Source organism: Aromatoleum diolicum (genome assembly GCF_012910955.1).
Classification (GTDB): Bacteria; Pseudomonadota; Gammaproteobacteria; order Burkholderiales; family Rhodocyclaceae; genus Aromatoleum; species Aromatoleum diolicum.
The window spans coordinates 20,698-41,814 of sequence record NZ_WTVQ01000043.1 but is presented as its reverse complement, the minus strand read 5'-3'; the positions used below and the strand labels follow the sequence as shown (position 1 = coordinate 41,814).

General features: G+C 67.6%; 20 protein-coding genes. 11 read left to right on the top strand and 9 right to left on the bottom strand.

Annotation, left to right across the window (positions count from 1 at the left end):
- The 4 genes from GPA25_RS19380 to GPA25_RS19365 form a co-directional block, all read left to right on the top strand.
- Window positions 1-927: ABC transporter permease subunit (locus GPA25_RS19380; RefSeq protein ID WP_211163229.1), on the top strand; the 927-nt coding region annotated here is incomplete at its 5' end.
- Between the two features lie 117 nt (window positions 928-1,044).
- Window positions 1,045-1,977 carry an ABC transporter substrate-binding protein gene (locus tag GPA25_RS19375; protein ID WP_169262043.1) on the top strand — a complete coding sequence of 311 codons (933 nt, stop codon included), beginning with the start codon at window positions 1,045-1,047 and terminating at the stop codon, window positions 1,975-1,977.
- A gap of 45 nt (window positions 1,978-2,022) precedes the next feature.
- Window positions 2,023-2,958, top strand: coding sequence for a carbohydrate kinase family protein (locus GPA25_RS19370; RefSeq protein ID WP_169262042.1), 936 nt, complete (start codon window positions 2,023-2,025; stop codon window positions 2,956-2,958).
- A 101-nt stretch (window positions 2,959-3,059) separates the two neighbouring features.
- Entirely contained in the window at window positions 3,060-3,263 is a 204-nt protein-coding gene (locus GPA25_RS19365) for a hypothetical protein (protein WP_169262013.1), read from the top strand.
- 6 nt (window positions 3,264-3,269) lie between these two features.
- Here the strand turns inward: GPA25_RS19365 and pqqE are convergent, their stop codons facing one another.
- From pqqE to pqqA, 5 genes are read right to left on the bottom strand one after another with little or no spacing between them, the layout of a single operon-like run.
- Window positions 3,270-4,406 carry a pyrroloquinoline quinone biosynthesis protein PqqE gene (pqqE, locus tag GPA25_RS19360; protein ID WP_169262041.1) on the bottom strand — a complete coding sequence of 379 codons (1,137 nt, stop codon included), beginning with the start codon at window positions 4,404-4,406 and terminating at the stop codon, window positions 3,270-3,272.
- An 11-nt stretch (window positions 4,407-4,417) separates the two neighbouring features.
- A complete protein-coding gene (pqqD, locus tag GPA25_RS19355; RefSeq protein WP_169262040.1) occupies window positions 4,418-4,693 on the bottom strand; it encodes a pyrroloquinoline quinone biosynthesis peptide chaperone PqqD in 276 nt (91 codons plus the stop codon).
- A complete protein-coding gene (gene pqqC, locus GPA25_RS19350) occupies window positions 4,690-5,490 on the bottom strand; it encodes a pyrroloquinoline-quinone synthase PqqC (RefSeq protein WP_211163228.1) in 801 nt (266 codons plus the stop codon). The genes pqqD and pqqC overlap by 4 nt, the downstream gene beginning before the upstream one ends.
- A 43-nt stretch (window positions 5,491-5,533) precedes the next feature.
- Window positions 5,534-6,448 (bottom strand): pyrroloquinoline quinone biosynthesis protein PqqB, encoded by a 915-nt coding sequence (pqqB, locus tag GPA25_RS19345; RefSeq protein WP_169262039.1) that lies wholly within the window; start codon window positions 6,446-6,448, stop codon window positions 5,534-5,536.
- Between the two features lie 58 nt (window positions 6,449-6,506).
- Window positions 6,507-6,581, bottom strand: coding sequence for a pyrroloquinoline quinone precursor peptide PqqA (gene pqqA, locus GPA25_RS19340; RefSeq protein ID WP_076601006.1), 75 nt, complete (start codon window positions 6,579-6,581; stop codon window positions 6,507-6,509).
- 189 nt (window positions 6,582-6,770) lie between these two features.
- Here pqqA and pip point away from each other — a divergent pair, with 189 nt between their 5' ends.
- The gene (gene pip / locus GPA25_RS19335) at window positions 6,771-7,754 is read left to right on the top strand and encodes a prolyl aminopeptidase (protein WP_169262038.1); all 984 of its coding nucleotides are present in this window, start codon (window positions 6,771-6,773) and stop codon (window positions 7,752-7,754) included.
- Window positions 7,755-7,767: 13 nt separating this feature from the next.
- Here pip and pgi read toward each other — a convergent pair whose 3' ends face one another.
- The 4 genes from pgi to zwf all read right to left on the bottom strand — a co-directional run bounded on the left by pgi (window position 7,768) and on the right by zwf (window position 12,604).
- On the bottom strand, window positions 7,768-9,405 hold the full coding sequence (gene pgi, locus GPA25_RS19330; protein WP_169262037.1) for a glucose-6-phosphate isomerase: 1,638 nt from the start codon (window positions 9,403-9,405) through the stop codon (window positions 7,768-7,770).
- Window position 9,406: 1 nt separating this feature from the next.
- On the bottom strand, window positions 9,407-10,324 hold the full coding sequence (gene hexR / locus GPA25_RS19325; RefSeq protein ID WP_211163227.1) for a transcriptional regulator HexR: 918 nt from the start codon (window positions 10,322-10,324) through the stop codon (window positions 9,407-9,409).
- A gap of 73 nt (window positions 10,325-10,397) precedes the next feature.
- Window positions 10,398-11,129: a 6-phosphogluconolactonase gene (pgl, locus tag GPA25_RS19320; RefSeq protein ID WP_169262036.1), complete on the bottom strand. Its 732-nt coding sequence runs from the start codon at window positions 11,127-11,129 to the stop codon at window positions 10,398-10,400.
- A gap of 2 nt (window positions 11,130-11,131) precedes the next feature.
- Complete coding sequence (gene zwf / locus GPA25_RS19315; protein ID WP_169262035.1) at window positions 11,132-12,604, bottom strand: glucose-6-phosphate dehydrogenase; 1,473 nt, start codon at window positions 12,602-12,604, stop codon at window positions 11,132-11,134.
- Window positions 12,605-12,988: 384 nt separating this feature from the next.
- On the opposite strand from zwf, the gene edd reads away from it, so the two are divergent.
- The 6 genes from edd (at window position 12,989) to eno (ending at window position 21,096) form a co-directional block, all read left to right on the top strand.
- On the top strand, window positions 12,989-14,836 hold the full coding sequence (gene edd, locus GPA25_RS19310; protein WP_169262034.1) for a phosphogluconate dehydratase: 1,848 nt from the start codon (window positions 12,989-12,991) through the stop codon (window positions 14,834-14,836).
- A 21-nt stretch (window positions 14,837-14,857) separates the two neighbouring features.
- Window positions 14,858-15,496 carry a bifunctional 4-hydroxy-2-oxoglutarate aldolase/2-dehydro-3-deoxy-phosphogluconate aldolase gene (gene eda, locus GPA25_RS19305; protein ID WP_169262033.1) on the top strand — a complete coding sequence of 213 codons (639 nt, stop codon included), beginning with the start codon at window positions 14,858-14,860 and terminating at the stop codon, window positions 15,494-15,496.
- Entirely contained in the window at window positions 15,493-16,578 is a 1,086-nt protein-coding gene (locus GPA25_RS19300; RefSeq protein WP_169262032.1) for an aldose 1-epimerase, read from the top strand. Before eda ends, GPA25_RS19300 begins: the two co-directional genes overlap by 4 nt.
- Before the next feature lie 8 nt (window positions 16,579-16,586).
- Window positions 16,587-18,014, top strand: a complete 1,428-nt coding sequence (gene pyk, locus GPA25_RS23870) for a pyruvate kinase (RefSeq protein ID WP_211163226.1) — start codon at window positions 16,587-16,589, stop codon at window positions 18,012-18,014.
- A gap of 51 nt (window positions 18,015-18,065) precedes the next feature.
- Entirely contained in the window at window positions 18,066-19,703 is a 1,638-nt protein-coding gene (locus tag GPA25_RS23865) for an NADP-dependent glyceraldehyde-3-phosphate dehydrogenase (RefSeq protein ID WP_211163225.1), read from the top strand.
- A gap of 109 nt (window positions 19,704-19,812) precedes the next feature.
- Window positions 19,813-21,096, top strand: coding sequence for a phosphopyruvate hydratase (gene eno / locus GPA25_RS19290; RefSeq protein ID WP_169262031.1), 1,284 nt, complete (start codon window positions 19,813-19,815; stop codon window positions 21,094-21,096).
- Window positions 21,097-21,117: the final 21 nt, after the last annotated feature.

The window sequence follows — 21,117 nt, the reverse complement described above, 5'->3', positions numbered from 1 at the left end:
CTGATGCGTACCGTCGGCATGCTGCCGGTGCTGATCCTGCTGGCGCTCGGCTTCGGCATCCTGGCGGAAGGCTTCCTCACCGCGCAGAACCTGTCGATCGTCGCCCAGCAGGCGTCGATCAACATCGTGCTCGCGGCCGGCATGACCTTCGTGATCCTGACCGCGGGCATCGACCTGTCGGTGGGCGCCATCCTCGCAGCCGCGGCGGTCGTCTCGGTGATGAGCTCTACGCTGCCGGGCGGGGGCTTCCTCGGCATCGCCGCGGGCCTCGCGGTCGGGCTTGCGTTCGGGCTGGTGAACGGCAGCCTCGTCGCGTTCGGCAAGCTGCCGCCCTTCATCGTGACGCTCGGCGCACTGACCGCGGTGCGCGGCATGGCGCGCCTGATCGGCGACGACCAGACGGTGTTCAACCCGGACCTGCCCTTCGCCTTCATCGGCAACGACAACCTGCTCGGCGTGCCCTGGCTGGTGTGGATCGCAGTCGCGGTGATCGCCGGCTCGTGGTTCATCCTGCGCCGCACGGTGCTGGGGCTGCACATCTACTCGGTCGGCAGCAACCCGGAGGCGGCGCGCCTGTCGGGCATCAAGGTGTGGAAGGTGCTGCTCTTCGTGTATGCGATGTCGGGGCTGCTCGCCGGTCTCGGCGCGGTGATGACCTCCGCGCGACTGCTCGCCGCCAACGGCCTGCAGCTCGGCCAGTCCTACGAGCTCGACGCGATCGCCGCGGTGATCCTGGGCGGCACGAGCTTCGTCGGCGGCGTCGGCTCCATCCTCGGCACGCTGATCGGTGCGCTGATCATCGCGGTGCTGACCAACGGCCTGGTGCTGCTGGGAGTCTCGGACATCTGGCAGTACATCATCAAGGGTCTCGTCATCATCGGCGCGGTTGCGCTGGACCGCTACCGCCAGAGCGGCGCGCGTACCTGATCGCCCATATCGGCCCTGCCCCGCCCCACCTCCGCCTTTTTCCTTTTTCGATCACGCCACGGCCCGGATTCCGGTCCCGGGTCGCGGCTAAACATAAGACCGGTTCAGGAGACATCCATGTTCGTTCGCAAAGCACTCGTCGCCGGCATCGCGCTGGCCTGCGTCACCGGCGTCGCCCAGGCACGCGAAATCAAATCCGTCGGCGTGACCGTCGGCTCGCTCGGCAACCCCTTCTTCGTCACGATCGCGAAAGGGGCCGAAGCGAAGGTGAAGGAGATGTACCCGAACGCCAAGGTCATCACCGCGTCGGCCGACTACGACCTGAACAAACAGTTCACGCAGATCGACAACTTCATCTCCGCCGGAGTCGATCTCATCCTGCTCAACGCCGCCGACGCGAAGGCGATCGAACCGGCGGTGAAAAAGGCACAGAAGGCCGGCATCGCCGTCGTCGGGGTTGACGTGGCTGCGGCGGGCGCCGACGCGACGGTGCAGACCGACAACGTGCAGGCCGGCCGCATCGCCTGCGAGCACATCGTCAAGCGCTTGAGCGGCAAGGGCAACGTGATCATCCAGAACGGGCCGCAGGTGTCGGCGGTGATCGACCGCGTCAAGGGCTGCAAGGAAGTGTTCGCCGCGGCGCCCGGCATCAAGGTGCTGTCGGACGACCAGGATGGCAAGGGTTCGCGCGAAGGCGGCATGAACGTGATGCTCGGCCACCTGACGCGCTTCCAGAAGCTCGACGCAGTGTTCACGATCAACGATCCGCAGGCCATCGGCACCGACCTTGCCGCCCGCCAGCTCAAGCGCAAGGGCATCGTGATCTCGTCGGTCGACGGCGCACCGGACATCGAGAACGCGCTCAAGAGCGAAACCCAGGTCGAAGCCTCGGCGAGCCAGGATCCGTGGCTGATGGCGCAGCAGGCCGTCGTGATCGGCAACGACATCCTCAACGGCAAGAAGCCCGCCAACCCGATGGTGCTGATCCCCTCGACGCTGGTGACCCGCGACAACGTGTCGGGCTACAAGGGCTGGTCGTCGCCGCGCTGACGTCGCCCGACACGCTCCCATCAACCCCCTCGACGGTTCCTCATCATGTTTCTAGTCTGCGGCGAAGCCCTGTTCGACGTCTTCATCGGCAACGAGACCGACAACGCCCTGCATCTCGATGCGCGCCCCGGCGGCTCGCCCTTCAACGTCGCCATCGGGCTCGCGCGCCTGGGCCAGCCGGTGGCCTTCCTCAGCGGTCTGGCGAAGGACATGCTCGGTGACCGTCTCGCGCGAGTGCTCGCCCGCGAGGGAGTGGACACGACGCCCTGCCCGCGCTTCGATGCGCCGACGACGCTGGGGATGATCGAGCTCGACGCGGCCGGTGTGCCCCGCTATGCCTTCTATGGCAACGGCGCGGCCGACCGCCTGCTGTCGGCGGCGCAGCTGCCGGAGCTGGGGGACGAGGTGCGCGCGATCCATCTCGGCTCGTACGCAACGGTCGTCGAGCCGGTGGCGACCGCGCTGGAATCGCTGGTGCGCCGCGAGCGCGACCGGCGCCTGATCGCCTACGATCCGAACGTGCGGCTCAACGTGGAGCCCTCTCTGGAGCGCTGGCGCGAGCGCTCCGACACGCTCGCGGGCCTCGCGCACCTCGTGAAGATCAGCGACGAGGACGTGCGCCTGCTGTACGGCGAAACGGACGAGGCGGCACTCGCAGCGCGCTGGCTCGCGAACGGGGCGAAGCTGGTCGTCGTCACGCGCGGCGCGGACGGGGCGAGCGCGTGGAATGCGCAGGGACGGGCCGACGTGCCCGCCCCGCGCGTCACGACGGTGGATACGGTGGGTGCGGGCGATACCTTCCAGGCGGCGATGCTGTCGCACCTTGCGGAAACGGGCCGGCTCGGCCCGGTGGCGGTCGCCACGATGGACGCCGCCACTCTCGCCCGCCTGCTCGACTTCGCGGCCCGCGCCGCCGCGATCACGTGCTCGCGACGGGGCGCGGACATGCCGCGTCGCGGAGAGTTGGGAACAACGGGCTGAGGGCGCCTGCGGCTCCCCATACACTGTCTTACAAAGCAGTCAGGCTCAGCGGTGCACGGCGCATGCCGGCAGCGCGTTGACCACTCACAAGGAGGTCAATCATGGCTCGCTCATTCGGCAAATTCCTCATCGCATTCCTCGTTGCCGGCCTGCTCGGCGGCTGTATCGTGCTCCCCGTGGGCCACGACGGTTACGGCTCCGGCCATCACCGCCACTGGGGCGAACGCAGCTGGGGCGACCGCCATGACGGCGGTTACCGCTACAGGAGCGACCGCGACGGTTCGCGCTACCGGGGTCACCGCTGATCCTTTTCAACCTGCGCCCTCGGCGAGGCGGCGTGACGCGGCCGGATCGCGAAACACCAGCGGCGCGGTCCGGCCGGCGCCCGACTCGGCGCGGGCCAGGGCCTCGACGACCACCCCGTGGGCGGGCGACTTGTCGCACACGGGGTCGGCTGCAGCCGGATCGCCCGCCAGCATGTAGGCCTGGCAGCGGCAGCCGCCGAGATCCTTTTCCTTGTCCGGGCAGCTGCGGCACGTGTCCTTCATCCAGCCGTCGCCGCGGTAGCGGTTGAAGCCTTCGGACTCGTACCAGATCTCGCGCACCCCCATCTCGCGCACGTTCGGAAAGGCGAGCCCGGGGAGCATTTTCGCGGTGTGGCACGGCAGCGCGGTGCCGTCCGGCGTCACGGTGAGGAAGACGTTGCCCCAGCCGTTCATGCACTTCTTGGGGCGCTTCTCGTGATAGTCCGGCACCACGAAGAAGATCCGGATGCGGTCGCCGTATTTTTCCCGGTATTTGTTGGTGATGCGCTCGGCACGCTCGAGTTGTTCGCGCGTGGGCAGGAGCTGGTCGCGATTCAGGAGCGCCCATGAGTAGTACTGGCTGTTGGCGAGCTCGAGGTATTCCGCGCCGAGTTCGACCGCCATCTCGATGATGCGGTCGATGTAGTCGATGTTCAGGCGATGGATGACGCAGTTCATCACCATCGGCCAGCCGTTGTCCTTGATCAGCGCGGCGACGCGCTGTTTGAGGTCGAAGGTGCGGGTGTGCGACAGGAAATCGTTGAGCTCGCGCGTCGAGTCCTGGAACGAGAGCTGGATGTGGTCGAGGCCCGCGTCCTTCAGCGCCGCGGCGCGCTCTGGCGTGAGGCCGACACCCGAGGTCAGCAGGTTGGTGTAGTAGCCCAGCCGGTGTGCTTCGGCGACGAGGAGCTCGAGGTCGTCGCGCAGCATCGGTTCGCCGCCCGAGAAACCGCACTGCACGCTGCCCGCGGCGCGTGCCTCGCGCAGCACCCGCAGCCAGTCGTCGGTCGAAAGCTCCGGTCCGCTGGATGCGAAATCGACCGGGTTGTAGCAGAAGGCGCAGTGCAGCGGGCAGCGGTAGGTAAGTTCCGCCAGCAGCCACAGCGGCGGGCCGGGTTGCGCCGGAATGCTTGTAGCGGACATCGCAGCTCCCCCTACCCTTCGATCCACTGTTGGCCGCGCGCGAGTTCGAGGAACTTCGCGACATCGTCCGCGAGCCCGCTCGCGCCGAAGGCCTGTTCCAGATCCGCGACGATCGCCGACACCGTGCGGCTGCCGTCGCATCGGCGCATGATCTCGCCCGCGCTCTGGTTGAGCTTCACCATCCCTTCCGGGTAGAGCAGCACCCAGGCATTCTGCGCCTCTTCCCACTGCAGGCGGAAGCGGCGCGACACGCGCGGGCAGGTGTCCGTTCCGGTTTCCGCGCTCATGCCCGCGCTCCTGCTTTCTCCCCGCGGATTTCAATCTCGCACTGGCTCAGCATGATCGCGTCGGCCAGCGCCCACAGCACGTCGAGCTTGAACTGCAGGATCTCCAGCGCCCGCTCCTGCAGCGCGCGGCTGCGGCTGAAGTAGTCGAGCGTGAAGCGCAGGCCGTGGGCGACGTCGCGCCGCGCCTGGGTGAGGCGGTTGCGGAAATACTGCAGCCCCGCGGCATCGACCCACGGATACTGCTGCGGCCAGGTGTCGATGCGCTGCTGGTGGATGTGCGGCGCGAAGAGCTCGGTCAGGCTGGACGCGATCGCCTCCTGCCACGGGCGCTGGCGCGCGAAATTGACGTAGGCGTCGACCGCGAAGCGCGCCGCCGGCACCACAAAGCGCAGCGAAGTGACGTCGTCGCGCGTGAGGCCGACTGCCTCACCGAGACGGATCCACGCCTCGATGCCGCCCGGGTCCTTCACGTCGCCAATCTCGTAGCCGTCGTGATCGAGGATGCGCTGGATCCACTCGCGGCGGATCTCGCGATCCGGGCAGTGCGACATGATCGCGGCGTCCTTCACCGGGATCGCGATCTGGTAGTAGAAGCGGTTGGCGACCCAACCCTGCAGCTGCGCGCGGGTAAGCCGCCCCTCCGCCATCATCACGTGGAAAGGGTGATGGATGTGGTAGCTCGTGCTCTTGCCGCGCAGGCGGGACTCGAATTCCTCGCGGCTCAGCGGCGGCGCATCGCCCGCACAGGCTTGCACGGCTCTTGCGGCGGCATCCTCGATCGCGACGTCGAAATCCATCTTCCTCTCTCCTTCCAGTGCAACGTTCGGCGGGGACCGCCCCTCAGAACGACAGCTCCATGCCGTCGTAGGCCACCTCGATGCCGTGCGCCGCAAGCTCCCCGCGTTCGGCGCTGTCCTCGTCGAGGATGGGGTTCGTGTTGTTGATGTGGATCAGCACCTTGCGGGTGCTCGCAGGCAGGCGGTCGAGCCATTCGATCATCCCGCCGGGGCCGGACTGCGGCAGGTGGCCCATTGCGCGCGAGGTCTTCTGCGACGCACCGAGGCGGATCATCTCGTCGTCGGTCCACAAGGTGCCGTCGACGAGCACGCAGTCGGCCATCTGCATCGTTGCCCACACGTGCGGCTCCATCTCGCCGAGGCCGGGCGCGTAGAACACCCGCCGCCCGCTCCTGGCATCGACGAGCGTCACACCGATGTTGTCGCCGGGTCGCGGGCGGTCGCGGTGCGGCGAATACGGCGGCGCGTTGCTCGTGAGCGGCAGCGCCTCGAAACCGACACCGGGCACGCCGTGCATCGCGAAGGCACCAAAAAGTGGCACCTCGCTCCAGTCGAGGCCGCAGTAATGCGACAGGACATTGAAAAGCGGATTGCCGGCCGAGAGGTCTTCCCTCACCGCGGCGGTGCACCACAGCTGATGCGCAGCGCGGTGCTCGCGCAGCATCAGCAAGCCCGTCGTGTGGTCGATCTGTGCGTCGATCAGCACGATGGCGCGTATCGCCGTGTCGCGCAGCGCGCGTGCCGGCTGCAGCCCGGGAAAGGCGCGGATCTGCTGCAGCACGTCGGGCGAGGCGTTGAACAGCACCCAGTTCTCGTCGTCGCCGCTCACCGCGATGGACGACTGCGTACGTGCGTGGGCACGCACCGTTCCGCGCCGCAGGCCGTCGCAGTTGCGGCAGTTGCAGTTCCATTGCGGGAATCCGCCCCCCGCCGCCGAACCGAGCACCTTGATCTTCACACCCTCACCTCCTCATGCGACGGCACGAACCGGCATCCGCAGGCCGTGCCGGGGACGCTCAACGCGTCGCGATGTACATCGTGATTTCAAAGCCGAAGCGGAAATCGCAAGCCGAGGGGGTTTCCCATTTCATGATGTGTCTCCTGTGTCGTCTGTCGTGGTTCGAGGAAGCGACCGCGGCCTTATTGCCGAGCCGGAGCACAGGATGCACCGCCGCTACCGAACGCACATCACAAAAGTGGGGAAGTTCACCTAGCGATTTTCATGAGATGCGCGACGGGCCGTCTGCGCCCGCCTCGGGGATTGCGTTAGGATCGAGTGCATGCAAGCCACGGATTCGCCCCTCGATCCCGCGCCATCGCCGCCCTACCCGGCCATCGAACCGTGGCAGCGCGGGTGGCTCCCGGTGGGTGGAGGACATTCGATCTACTTCGAGCAGTGCGGGAATCCGCATGGCCTTCCCTTGGTCGTGCTGCACGGCGGCCCGGGCAGCGGGTTCTCGGCGCGCATGCGGCAGCTGTTCGACCCTGCGCGCTTCCGCATCGTGCTCTTCGACCAGCGCGGCTGCGGACGCAGCACGCCCCGCGGGGAATGCGCACACAACACCACGGCCGATCTCGTCGCCGACATCGAGCGGCTGCGTCGGCACCTGGGGGTGGAGCGCTGGCTGGTCACGGGCGGCTCCTGGGGTGCTGCGCTCGCCGTCGCGTATGCCGCCGCGCATCGGGACGCCTGTCTCGGCGTGATCCTGCGCGGCATCTTCCTGACGGGGCCTGCGGACCTGGAGTGGTTCTTTGCCGGGGCCGGCGGACTGTTCCCGCAGACGTGGCAGGCGCTCGACCGGGCAGCCCCCGGCGATCGGGGTCGTGCGCTGCCGGATCGCCTGTTCGATGCCGTGCTCGGAGACGATGCGTTGGTCGCGGCTGAAGCGGTGCGCCGCTGGATGCAATGGGAGGCGACGCTCGACGGCGGCTCCCCTGCCCCGCTGCCCGAGTTCCCGGACGCGGACACGCAGGCGGCGCTGCTCGCGAAGTATCGGGTGCAGGCGCATTACCTGCGTCATCACTGTTTCCTCGGCGAGACGCGCCTCCTCGAGCTCGCCGCGACGCTCGGCTGCCTGCCGGTCGCGATCCTTCATGGGGAGAAGGATCTCGTCTGCGGGGTCGAGAATGCCAGGCGCCTGCATCGCGCCGTGCCGGGGAGCCGGCTACGGATCGTCCCCGAGGCCGGGCACAATCCCTTCGTGGCGTCGATGCAGCAGGCGCTGGTCGACGCTACGGCGCAGTTTCCCGCTGATTCCGCCTGACGGGCCTGCCCGCTCAGCGCGCCGCGCGCACGGCGGCGATCAGCCCTGCCGTCGATGCATCGTGCTCGCCGCGCGCCCCGCCGGCGAGCTCGCCGGCGATACGGGTCGCGATCTGCTTGCCCAGTTCCACACCCCACTGGTCGAAGGCGTTGATCCCCCAGATCACGCTCTGCACGAACACCTTGTGCTCGTAGAGGGCGATCAGCGCACCCAGCGAGCGCGGCGAGAGGTCGGGCAGCAGCAGCGTGTTGCTCGGGCGGTTGCCGGGGAAGACGCGATGCGGCATCAGCGCCTCCAACGCCTCGCCCGACAGGCCACCGGCCGCGAGCTCGGCGCACACCTCGTCGGCCGTCTTGCCGACCATCAGGGCCTTGCTCTGCGCGATGCAGTTCGCGAGGAGCAGGCGGTGATGATCGGGGAGTCCGTGACTCGCTGCGAGTGGCGCGATGAAGTCCACCGGAATCAGGTCGGTGCCCTGGTGCAGCAACTGGAAAAAGGCGTGCTGGCCATTGGTGCCAGGTTCGCCCCAGATCACCGGGCAAGTCGGTGTATCGACCGGCTGGCCATCGCGCGTAACCGACTTGCCGTTGCTCTCCATTTCGAGCTGCTGCAAGTAGGCCGGCAGCCGCGCGAGCGCCTGTGCGTACGGCGCAACCGAGATGCTCGCGGCACCGAAGAATCCGCGGTACCACACCCCCAGCAGGCCAAGGATGACCGGCATGTTCTCCTCGAGCGGCGCTTCGACGAAGTGCCGATCCATCGTATGTGCGCCATCGAGCAAGGCGTTGAAGTTGTCGCGTCCGACATGGAGTGCGATCGGCAGGCCGACCGCCGACCACAGCGAATAGCGCCCGCCGACCCAGTCCCAGAAGCCGAACATGTTCGCCAGGTCGATGCCGAAGGCGGCGACCCGTTCGGCATTGGTCGACACCGCGGCGAAATGCCGCGCGACGTCCGCGTCCTTCGCCCCGCCGGCGAGGAACCACGCCCGCGCGCTCGCGGCATTGGTCATCGTCTCGATGGTCGTGAAGGTCTTCGACGCGATGATGAACAGCGTACGCTCGGGACGCACCCGCGCGAGCACGCCGGCGAGGTGGTCGCCATCGATGTTCGATACGAAATGCATCGTCAGTCGCGGGTGGCCGCAGGCGGCGAGCGCCTGGCAGACCATCACGGGGCCGAGATCCGAGCCGCCGATGCCGATGTTCACAATGTCGGTGATCGGCTCGCCGGTGTATCCCGTCCACTCCCCGCTGCGCACCTTGTCCGCGAAATTGCCGATCCGGTCGAGGACTTCGCGCACCGCCGGCATCACGTCGTGGCCGTCGACTTCGATCGCGGCGTCGCCGCGGTTGCGCAGGGCCACGTGCAGCACGGCACGGTCCTCGGTGGTGTTGATGCGGCGGCCGGCGAACATCGCCGCGCGGGCTGCTTCGAGTCCGCGTTCGCGCGCGAGCGCCGTGAGCAATTCGAGGCTGCTGCGGTCGATGCGATTCTTCGAGTAGTCGAGAAAAAGGTCGGCGGCGCGCAGCGAGAAGCGCTCGAAGCGTGCCGGATCGGCAGCGAACAGGTCGCGCATGTGCGCGTCGCCCGCCTCGGCGCGGTGCGCGGCCAGTGCAAGCCAGGCCGGCGAATTGGTCAATTTCGTCATGTCAGCCCTCATAACCTCGAATGCGCTTGTCGCGCAGTGTCTGTTTGGTGCGCTCGAGGCGCTTGATCAGTTCGGGCCCGCTCGCCAGCGCGACGCTTACCGACAGTACGTCGATGATCGCCAGGTGCGCGATGCGGGAGGTCATCGGTGCATACAGGTCCGGATCCTCGGGCACGTCGGCGGCAAGCACCACGCTCGCGATGCGCGCCAGCGGGGAACCGCTGGCGGTGATCGCGATCACTTCCGCACCGACTTCACGCGCCAGCTCGCAGCTGCGGATCACTTCCGGGGTGCGGCCGCTGGCGGAGATTGCAACGACGACATCGCCCTCTTCGAGCAGGGTTGCGGCCATTCCCTGGATGTGCGGGTCGCTGTAGGCGACTGCCGGGATGCCGAAACGGAAGAACTTGTGTTGCGCGTCGGCCGCCACGATACCGGAATTGCCGACGCCATAAAACTCCATGCGACCGGCGCGGGTGATGATTTCCACGGCCCGCCCGAGGCGCACCGCGTCGAGCTGGTTGCGTACGCTCATCAGCGCGCCGATCGTGCGGTTGAAGACTTTCGGCGCGACCTCCTCGAGCGAGTCGTCAGGACCGACATCGCGATGCACATAGGGCACGCCACTGGCGAGACTCTGCGCGAGGCGCAGCTTGAAGTCCTTGAAGCCGGTAAAGCCGAGCGCATTGACGAAGCGCGCGACCGTCGGCTGGCTGACGCCGACACGGTAGGCGAGCTCCGCGATCGAGATGCTGAGCACCTCGTTGGGCTGCGCCAGCACGAAGTCGGCGACGGCGCGTTCGGACTTGCGCAGATCCCCGAAACTGGCCTCGATGCGCTCCAGGAGCGGGCTCGCCCGGCGCGTGCCGGGACTGCCCGGGATCTGCCCGGGCGGGGTGATGATGGGTAGGTCGTCCATTCCTGTAACCTCTTTCTTATGGTCCGTCTCGAGCGCCAGGCAAGGCATCCAAGGGGAATCCTGCGGCCTGGCTTCAATCGGCCGGGCTGAAGAATACCTGCACTGGGGTTCGGGTTTGTTGCAGAAGTGCGGCAATCGGTTGCAAATCGGCATCGCCGCGCGCCGCGGCCTCCTCGATCACGGCGCGCTTGCGCGGGCCGTGGATCTGCACCAGCAGCTGGCGCGCATCGAGCAGCGCCGCATGGCTGAACGTCATGCGCGGGTGGCTGGCGCCGGGCGGATTCACTGCGGCGAGTGACGGACCGTTTTCCGCCAGCAAGCTGCTCAGACCCGGCACGCCCGGGAAAAGCGACGCGAAATGGCCGTCCTCGCCCATTCCGAGCACGACCACATCGAACGGCCGCGACAGCTCCGCACAGCGCAATTCACAGGCTGCGAGCCCGGCTTCGGGGCTGTCCTCGCCACCATAAAGCGGTACGAAGCGCGCCGCCGCGGCAGGCCCTTGCAGCAGACTGGCCTGCACCATGCCGGCGTTGCTGTCGGGGTGCTCGGGGGGCAGCCAGCGTTCGTCGGCCAGCGTCACCGACACGCGCGGCCAGTCCAGATCACGGTGCGCCAACGCGCGCAGGAAGGGCAACGGGCTGCGTCCGCCGGATACCACCAGGCTGGCCGTGCGCCGCTGCCCCAATGCATGGCGCAGCATGGCGGCGACACGGTCGGCCAGTGCCGCGGCCATGCTCCGTTCATCGTCGAACAGGCTTTGCCCGACGTGGCTCGGCAGCGCCAGTCTGGAATTGGCACCCATGTTCAGGAATCCTGCAGCCACGCGAGCCCGTCCCGCCCGACCAGCGCGCTGGAGGCCGCGGGGCCCCAGGTGCCGGCCGTATAGGGCCGGGGTGGCACCGTGTCCTGCTCCCAGCCGTCCAGGATCGGCTCGACCCAGCGCCAGGCGGCGTCGAGTTCGTCGCGCCGCATGAAGAGCGTCAGCTTGCCGCGGATCACGTCCATCAGCAGGCGCTCGTAGGCGTCCCACTGGCGGCCGTGATAGGTATCTGCGAAGTCGAGGTTGAGCGCCACCGGACGCAGGCGCATTTCGTCGCCGGGCACCTTGGCCATCAGGTGCAGTTCCAGCCCTTCGTCCGGCTGCAGGCGGATCACCAGCCGGTTGGGCGCGCGCTCGCCGCTCAGGGACGGGAACAGCGCATGCGGTACGTCGCGGAAATTCACGACGATCTCGGCAAGGCGTTCCTGCATGCGCTTGCCGGTACGCAGATAGAACGGCACGCCGGCCCAGCGCCAGTTGTTGAGTTCGGCCTTCAGTGCGACGAAGGTTTCGGTGCGGCTGCCGGCGGGAATGCCCGGCTCGTCCAGATACGACGCCACTGGAAGACCGTCGATTGCCCCGGCGCGATACTGTCCGCGTACGGTGCGCGTCGCGACGTCTTCCGGCGTCATCGGGCGCAGGGAGCGCAATACCTTCAGTTTCTCGTCGCGCATCGCGTCGGGGTCGATGCTCGCCGGCGGTTCCATCGCGACGATGCACAGCAGCTGCAGCAGATGGTTTTGCACCATGTCGCGCAGCGCGCCGATGCCATCGTAGAACTCCCCGCGTCCTTCGACGCCGACCGTCTCCGCCAGCGTGATCTGCACGTCGCGCACGCAGGCGCGGCTCCATAAGGGCTCGAACAGCGTATTGCCGAAGCGCAGCGCGATCAGGTTCTGCACCGTCTCCTTACCGAGGTAATGGTCGATGCGGTAGATCTGGTCCTCGCGGAAGGTCGCGCCGACCTCCTCGTTGATCTGCCGGGCCGAGGCCAGATCGCGGCCCAGCGGCTTCTCCAGCACCACCCGGCTGTCCGGCGTGACCAGCCCGGTGGCGCCCAGGTTGTCGGAGATCGCGGCGAAGAGGCCCGGCGTGGTGGCGAGGTAGAACACCCGCACACGCGCCGGATTGTCGGCCAGCAGCGTCGCCAGCCGCCCATAGTCGCCGGGTTGGCGGGCGTCCAGCGGGATGTAATCAAGACAGCGGGCAAAGGCCGTCCATGCCGTCTCGTCGAAGTCGCCCGCCGCGATGTACTTGCGGCAGTGGGTCTCGACCTTTGCGATGTAGGCATCGCGCGAAAGGTTCTCGCGCCCCACCGAGACGATGCGCCAGCCATTGGCGCCGGTAGCGGGGGCACTGTCACGGTGACGGAAATACAGCGCCGGCAGCAGCTTGCGCATCGCGAGGTCGCCGCTGCCGCCGAACAGAATCAGATCGAACGCATCGAGTGGGATCACTTTGTTGCCTCGTTCGGGTTTGGGTCATTCAGCCGCTTGCCCGGAAAATCAGGCTCGCAGTGGATCGGTAGTAAATGTACATCAAATTAGAGACGCTTGTTTGTAGAAAGTCAACATTTCACGATAAGCCCGCTGTGCCTTGCTGATACTTCGCTACATCTCCCGTCAAATCCGCCAGGCCCTTATGTATAGTCGGTGTAACAGCGAAGTGTAAGCACCTGTTGCCACCCTGCGTCGACACGGGACAGGAGACGGGTCATGAAGTTTTTCGAAAATGGACTTGCAATTTGCCATGTAGCAATTCTACACTTGTGCAAAAGCAAGTCGCCAAACAGACTCAATTAAAGTCAGGAGGGCGACTCCCCCGCCACACAAGGAGGCTCCATGACCGCCAACGCCGTCCTCGCCCGTGTCACTGACCGCATCCGTGCCCGCAGCGCGGCGTCCCGCGCCGCCTATCTCGCCCGGATGGAAGCCGCTGCCCGGGCCGCAGGCACCGCGCGCACCCACGTTTCCTGCGCCAACCAGGCCCATGCCTATGCCGCCTTCGCGCCCAACGAGAAACTGGTGCTGCGCCAGGCACGCCTGCCGAACCTCGGAATCGTATCGGCTTACAACGACATGCTCTCGGCCCACCAGCCCTTCGAACGCATGCCCGCCCTCATCAAGGAGGCGGCGCGCAGCGCCGGGGCCGTCGCCCAGTTTGCCGGCGGCGTGCCGGCGATGTGCGACGGCGTCACCCAGGGCGAGGCCGGCATGGAGCTGTCGCTGTTTTCCCGTGACGTGATCGCAATGTCTACGGCGGTCGCGTTGTCGCACAACGTCTTCGACGGCACGCTGTGTCTCGGGGTATGCGACAAGATCGTGCCGGGCCTGCTGATCGGCGCACTGCAGTTCGGCCATTTGCCGACGATCTTCGTCCCCGCCGGCCCGATGACCAGCGGCCTCGCCAATGACGACAAGGCTCGCGTACGCCAGCAGTTTGCCCAAGGCCTGGCCACGCGTGAGGAATTGCTGGAGGCCGAGATGGCCGCCTACCACGGCCCGGGTACCTGCACTTTCTACGGCACCGCGAACAGCAACCAGATGCTGATGGAAGTGATGGGCCTGCACCTGCCGGGCGCGGCCTTCGTGAATCCCGGCACGCCGCTGCGCGACGCCCTGACCCGCGCCGCCGCCCAGCGCCTGGCCGCGATCACTCGCCTCGGCAACGAGTACATCCCGATCTCCCGGGTCGTTGACGAGCGCACCATCGCCAATGCCATCGTCGGCCTGCTCGCCACCGGTGGCTCGACCAACCACACCATTCACCTCGTGGCCATCGCCGCCGCCGCGGGCATCCATATCGACTGGAACGACTTCGCCGAGCTATCCGCGGCCGTGCCGCTGCTGACGCGCATTTACCCGAACGGCAGTGCCGACGTGAACCATTTCCACGCGGCTGGCGGCATGGGCTTCCTGATCCGCGAGCTGATCGGCGCGGGCCTGCTGCACGACGACGTTACGACGGTGATGGGCGAAGGGCTTGCTCGCTATGCCGAGGAGCCCTGGCTCGACGGCGAGCGCGCCGCCTGGCGCCCGGCCGCGAGCGCCAGTTTCGATGCGACGGTGCTGAGGCCCGCTGCCGACCCGTTCAGCGCCGATGGCGGGCTGAAGCTGCTGAAGGGTAAGCTGGGCCGCGCCGTGATCAAGGTGTCCGCCGTGAAACCCGAGCACCGCATTGTCGAAGCGCCAGCCATCGTCTTCGACCATCAGGATGCGCTGCTGGCCGCCTTCGGCCGCGGCGAATTGACGCGCGATTTCGTCGCCGTGGTCCGCTTCCAGGGCCCGCGCGCCAACGGCATGCCCGAACTGCACAAGCTCACGCCGGCTCTCACGGTGCTGCAGAACCAGGGCTATCGCGTTGCGCTCGTGACCGATGGCCGCATGTCGGGGGCCTCGGGCAAGGTTCCGGCGGCGATCCACGTGACGCCCGAATGCCTCGCCGGCGGCCCGCTGGCCCGCGTCCGCGACGGCGACATGATCCGCCTCGATGCCGACGCCGGCGTGCTCGACGTGCTCGTCGATGCCGGCGAATGGGCGGCCCGCGAGCCCGCCACCGCCGACATGGAAGCGAACCAGCACGGTGTCGGTCGCGAACTCTTTCTCAATGCCCGCGCCAATGCCGCTGGCGCCGAACAGGGCGCCAGCACCTTCGGCTCGACCCTGCCAGGCCCGCTGCAAACGGCCTGAGCCCACACGGAGACAGAATAAATGGACATTTCAACCCTGCTCGGCGCCAGCCCGGTGATGCCGGTGATCGTGCTCGACAAGGTCGCCGACGCCGTGCCGCTGGCCCGCGCGCTGGTTGCCGGCGGCATCCGCGTACTGGAGGTGACGCTGCGCACCGCCGCGGCGCTCGACAGCATCCGTGCGATCGCCGCCGAAGTGCCCGACGCGATCGTCGGCGCCGGGACGGTCGTGACCCCGGCGGATCTCGCCGCCGCGGCGGAAGCCGGCGCGAGCTTCGCTGTCAGCCCGGGAGCCTCGGCGGAACTGCTGCGCGCCGGACGCGAATCGGCGATCCCGCTGCTGCCCGGCGTGATGACGCCCACCGACGTGATCAACGCACTGGCAGCCGGCTATACCGCGATGAAGCTCTTCCCCGCAGCGCAGGCCGGCGGTATCGGCATGCTCAAGGCGCTGGGCGGCCCCTTCCCGCAGCTGCGCTTCTGCCCGACTGGCGGCATCGATGCGGCGAGCGCGCCGGGTTTCCTCGCGCTGCCGAACGTGGCCTGCGTCGGCGGCTCGTGGCTCACGCCAGCCGATCGCGTACGTGCCGGCGACTGGGCAGCGATCACCGAACTCGCGCGTGCGGCCGCCGCACTGCGCCTGGCGGATTCCGCAAGATGACTGCCCTGCCCGCGACCGTCGCGAGCGTTGTTGCGAATCCGTTCCGTGTGCGGAAGGTGGAGTTCGCCGACATCGCAGCGGTCGAACTGCGCGACGAGTACAGCGGCGCCTATGCCGTTTTTGCGCTTCGGGGCGCGACCCTGCTCGACTGGCGCGTGCCCCACGGCGACGAGCTGGTGGAGCTGACCGATGGTTACGTCTCGGCCGCGGAACTCGCCAGCCAGAACGGCGTGCGCAACGGCATTCTCGCGCCCTTCCCCAACCGCATCGCGGACGGCCGCTACCGTTTCGACGGGCGCGAGCACGACCTGCTCCCCGGTGTCGCTGCGGCGGAACGGCTGATCTACCACGGATTTCTGCGCGGGATGGAGCTCGCGGTAGCCGATATTCAGGAAGTGGCGAGGGGGGCCAGCGTGCTTTTCACGGGCGTGATCGGGCCCGACGCCTTCCCCGGTTACCCGTTCGCGCTGGAATTCGATGTGCGCGTCAGCCTTACGGCGCGCAGCATCGCACTCGTCGTGACGGCGACGAATGTCGGCGACCGCGCAGCGCCCTGCGCCGCCGGTTGGCACCCCTACTTCCGTCTGGGCGATGCCGAGCTGGCGAGCCTCGAACTGACGGTGCCGGCAACGCGTTGCATTGTCACCGACAACGCGCTGATCCCGCGGGCCGGCGAGGCCGCGTTCGCACCGATTGCCAAGGCGTCGATGCCGGACTTTCGCCTGCCCCGCCGTCTCGGTACCGACGTGCTCGACGGCTGTTATGCGGACGCCGCGCCCGATGCCGACGGGCTGATCCGCAGCCGCCTGCGCGATCCCGCAAATGGTCGGCAATTGACGATCTGGCAGCGCAGCGGTCTCACCCACGTGTTCACCGCGGACACGCTCGCGCGCGACGCACGCCGCGCGATTGCGATCGAGCCGGTCGAGGCGATGACCGATGCGTTCAATCGCCCGGATTGCGAGTCGGCCATCCGCCTCGCGCCGGGTGCGAGGCGCAGTTTTGCGTGCGGCGCCGAGTTCGATGCCGAGTCGGATCCTGTGCCCCTTTTCATCAACCCCCTTGCGGTCATGACCGCGTGAGACCCCAGATGCCAGGCAAGAACACCAAGATCATTGCAACTGTCGGCCCCGCGAGTGCTGACGAGAAGACGCTGCGCGCGCTCGCCGAGTCCGGGGCGGATGTCTTCCGCCTGAATTTCAGCCACGGTACCCACGACGATCACCGTGCCGTCTACCACCGCATCCGTGCGCTGGAGGAGAGCCTCGGGCGCCCGATTGGCGTGCTGATCGACCTGCAGGGACCGAAGCTGCGCCTCGGCACTTTTGCCGACGGCGGCGTTACGCTCGCGCGCGGCGATCGCATCCGTTTCGACCTCGACCCGACCCCCGGCGACGCCCGCCGCGTGGCCATTCCGCACCCGGAGATCATCGCCGCGGTCGGTCCCGGGCATGAGCTGCTGGTCGACGACGGCAAGATGCGCCTGCGCGTGCTTGCCAAGAGCGACGGCGTGCTGGAAATGGAAGCCTTGACCGATGGCCGCCTGTCCGACCGCAAGGGCGTGAATGTCCCCGATGTCGCACTGCCGCTGTCGGCGCTGACCGCCAAGGACCGCCGCGACCTCGCCTTCGGCCTGGAACTGGGCATCGACTGGGTGGCACTGTCCTTCGTCCAGCGTCCGGAAGATCTCGTCGAGGCGCGCGAACTGATCGGCGATCGTGCCCTGCTGATGGCGAAGATCGAGAAGCCCGCGGCGCTCGTCGAACTCGAGCAGATCATCGCGCTCGCCGACGGCATCATGGTGGCGCGCGGCGATCTCGGCGTGGAACTGCCGCCCGAGGACGTGCCGGGCCTGCAGAAGCACATCGTGCGGCTGTGCCGTCGCGCGGGCAAGCCCGTCGTCGTCGCGACGCAGATGCTCGAATCGATGATCTCCGCCCCCGCACCGACCCGTGCCGAAGCGTCCGACGTCGCGACCGCGGTGTTCGACGGCGCCGACGCGGTGATGTTGTCCGCCGAGACCGCATCCGGACGCTACCCCGTCGACGCGCTGGCGATGATGAGCCGCATCATCGCCCGCACCGAGGCCGATCCGCTGCAGCGCCAGCTGATGGAAGCGGTCGGTGCCGACCCGAAGGGCAACACCACCGACGCGATCGGCACCGCGATCCGCGCCGTCGCGGCCACGCTGCCGGTGTCGGCCACTGTGGCCTTCACCGCATCGGGTGCGACCGCTCTGCGCATCGCCCACCAGCGGCCACGCTCCCCGATTCTGAGCCTCACTCCGTCACAACCGGTCGCACGGCGCCTGTGCGTTGTCTGGGGTGTGCGCTCGCGCCGCTCGATCGAGGCCGGCGCGGTCGAAGAGATGGTTCAGGTGGCGGTCGAGCACTGCCGCGCGGAAGGCCTCACCGCCCCGGGGCAGGCTGTGGTCGTCACCGCCGGGGTTCCGTTCGGCACCCCCGGCAGCACCAACCTGCTGCGCCTCGCCTGGCCGGCCGGCGAAGTTGCTAACTGAGAACACCGGCCCCCACCGCAACGAGAGAGATAAAGAGAGAAAGGAAGAGACATGAACGCCAACGCCATCCAATCCCGCCTGCACGCCCTGTTCCCCACCGAATCCGACATCCCCGCCGAGTGCCGCGTGCTCGCGCCGCTGCACCAGCGCGCGATCCTGCTCAACGGCGAGATGCACATCTGGAAGGGCGAGACGCGCCCGGTGCATTCGCCGGTCGCGCTGCGCGGCGCCGACGGCAGCCTCACCCACGTCGAGCTCGGCAGCTTCCCGGTGACCGGCACGGCGGAAGCCGATGCGGCGATCGCTGCGGCGGTGGGCGCCTACAACAACGGTCGTGGCCAGTGGCCGACGATGTCGGTCGCCGATCGCATCAGTTGCGTCGAGAACTTCACCAACCAGATCGTCGCGCGCCGCCACGAAATCGTGAACCTGATCATGTGGGAGATCGGCAAGAGCCTCGCCGACTCGGAGAAGGAGTTCGACCGCACGATCGACTACATCAAGGCGACCATCGCCGAGCTGAAGAACCTCGACAACGCGAACTCGCGCTTCCAGATCGTCGACGGCACGATCGCGCAGATCCGCCGCTCGCCGCTCGGCATCGTGCTGTGCATGGGCCCCTACAACTACCCGATGAACGAGACCTTCTGCACGCTGATCCCGGCGCTGATCATGGGCAACGTGGTGCTCTTCAAGCCGCCGCGCTTCGGCGTGCTGCTGTATTACCCGATGCTGGAGGCGTTCCGCAGCGCCTTCCCGGCGGGCGTGATCAACATCGTGTATGGCCAGGGCCACGTCGTCGTGCCGCACATCATGAGCTCGGGCAAGGTCAATGTGCTGGCGCTGATCGGCACCAGCAAGGTCGCCGACCAGCTGAAGAAGGCCCACCCGAAGACCAACCGCCTGCGCGCGGTGCTGGGCCTCGAGGCCAAGAACGCGGCGATCATCCTGCCGGATGCGGACATCGAACTGACGGTGAAGGAGTGCATCGCGGGCTCCTTGTCCTTCAACGGCCAGCGCTGCACCGCGATCAAGATGATCCTCGTGCATCAGGCGATCGCCGACCAGTTCCTGCGCCGTTTCTGCGAGGAGATCGGCAAACTCAAGATCGGCATGCCGTGGGAAAAGGGCGTGACGCTCACGCCGCTGCCGGAGATGGCGAAGGTCGCCTACATGGACGAGTGCATCAGCGATGCCGTCGCCAAGGGCGCGAAGGTGCTCAACGAGAACGGCGGCGCCTCGGTCGAGACGCTGTTCTTCCCGGCGGTGGTGTTCCCGGTGAAGGACGGCATGAAGCTCTACCGCGAGGAGCAGTTCGGCCCGGTGGTGCCGGTCGCGCCCTTCGAGGACATCGAGACCGCGCTGGAGTACGTGATCACCTCGAACCACGGCCAGCAGGTGTCGATCTTCGGCACCAATCCGGACCAGATCGCGAACCTCGTCGATCCGCTGGTGAACCAGGTGTGCCGCGTGAACCTCAACGCGCAATGCCAGAGGAGCCCCGACGTGTTCCCGTTCGCCGGGCGCAAGGATTCGGCCGAGGGGACGCTCTCGGTGCATGACGCGCTGCGCTCGTTCTCGATCCGCACGATGGTCGCCGCCAAGCAGACCGCCGCGTCGAAGAAGCTCCTCGACAGCATCGTGCTCGGCAACAAGTCGAACTTCGTCAATACGCGCTTCATCCTGTAAGACGCGCCAACGCTTTCTCCCCGGGCCGGTATCGCCGCTCTCCAGACCTTTCAGATACCGGCCCTTTTTCCTTCAGCCTTTGCGACGAACACGCTCCCGAACGACGACCATGACGACCATCACCTCGATCGAAGCCCTCGAAATCCTCGACTCCCGCGGCAACCCCACCCTGCAGGCGACCGTGCGCCTCGACTCCGGTCACCTCGGCCGTGCCGCCGTGCCCTCGGGCGCCTCCACCGGCGCGCGTGAAGCCCTCGAACTGCGCGACGGCGACCCTGCGCGCTTCGGTGGCAAGGGCGTGACCAAGGCCCTCGCCAACGTCGAAGGCCCGATCGCGGCCGCACTGAAAGGCCGTGACGCCCGCGACCAGGCCGCGATCGACGCGCTGCTGTGCGAGCTCGACGGCACCCCGGACAAATCCAACTTCGGCGCCAACGCGCTGCTCGCCGTGTCGCTCGCGACCGCTCACGCCGCAGCAAACGCGCAAACGATCCCGCTGTACCGCCATCTCGGCGACGCCTCGCGCGGCTTCGATCTGCCGGTGCCACTGATGAACGTCATGAACGGCGGCGCGCACGCGAACAACAGCCTCGACATTCAGGAATGCATGATCGTGCCGCACGGCTTTGAGCGCTTCGGCGACGCGCTGCGCGCCGGCGTCGGCGTGTTCCATGCGCTGCGCACGCTGCTCGACAAGAAGGGCTTCCCGACCTCGGTCGGCGACGAAGGCGGCTTCGCGCCCAACGTCAGCGGCACGCGCGAGGCGCTCGACCTGATCCTCGAAGCGATCGAACGCGCCGGCTACAAGCCCGGCTCGCAGATCGCGCTCGCGCTCGACTGCGCGGCGTCCGAATTCCACCATGACGGCGACTACCGCCTCGACGGCGAAGGCAAACGCTTCTCGCGTGCCGAGTTCTGCGGCTACCTTGCCGAGCTCGTCGGCGACTACCCCATCCTCAGCATCGAGGACGGCATGGCCGAGGACGACTGGGCCGGCTGGGGCGTACTGACCGACCGCCTCGGTCGTCGCGTGCAACTCGTCGGCGACGACCTCTTCGTCACCAACACCGAGATCCTCGCCGCCGGCATCGAGAAAGGCATCGCCAATGCGATCCTGATCAAGCCGAACCAGATCGGCACGCTGACCGAAACGCTCGCTGCGATGGAAATGGCGCGCGGCGCGGGCTACGCATCCATCGTCTCACACCGCTCGGGTGAAACCGGCGACACGACGATCGCGGACTTGGCGGTCGCGACCGCCTGCGGCCAGATCAAGACCGGCTCGGCGAGCCGCTCGGACCGCGTCGAAAAATACAACCGCCTGCTCGCGATCGAACGCGAACTCGGCGCGGATGCCCGCTTCGCCGGCTCGAAAGCGTTCCGCGCGCGCTGACCCACGATTACTCCCCAAACC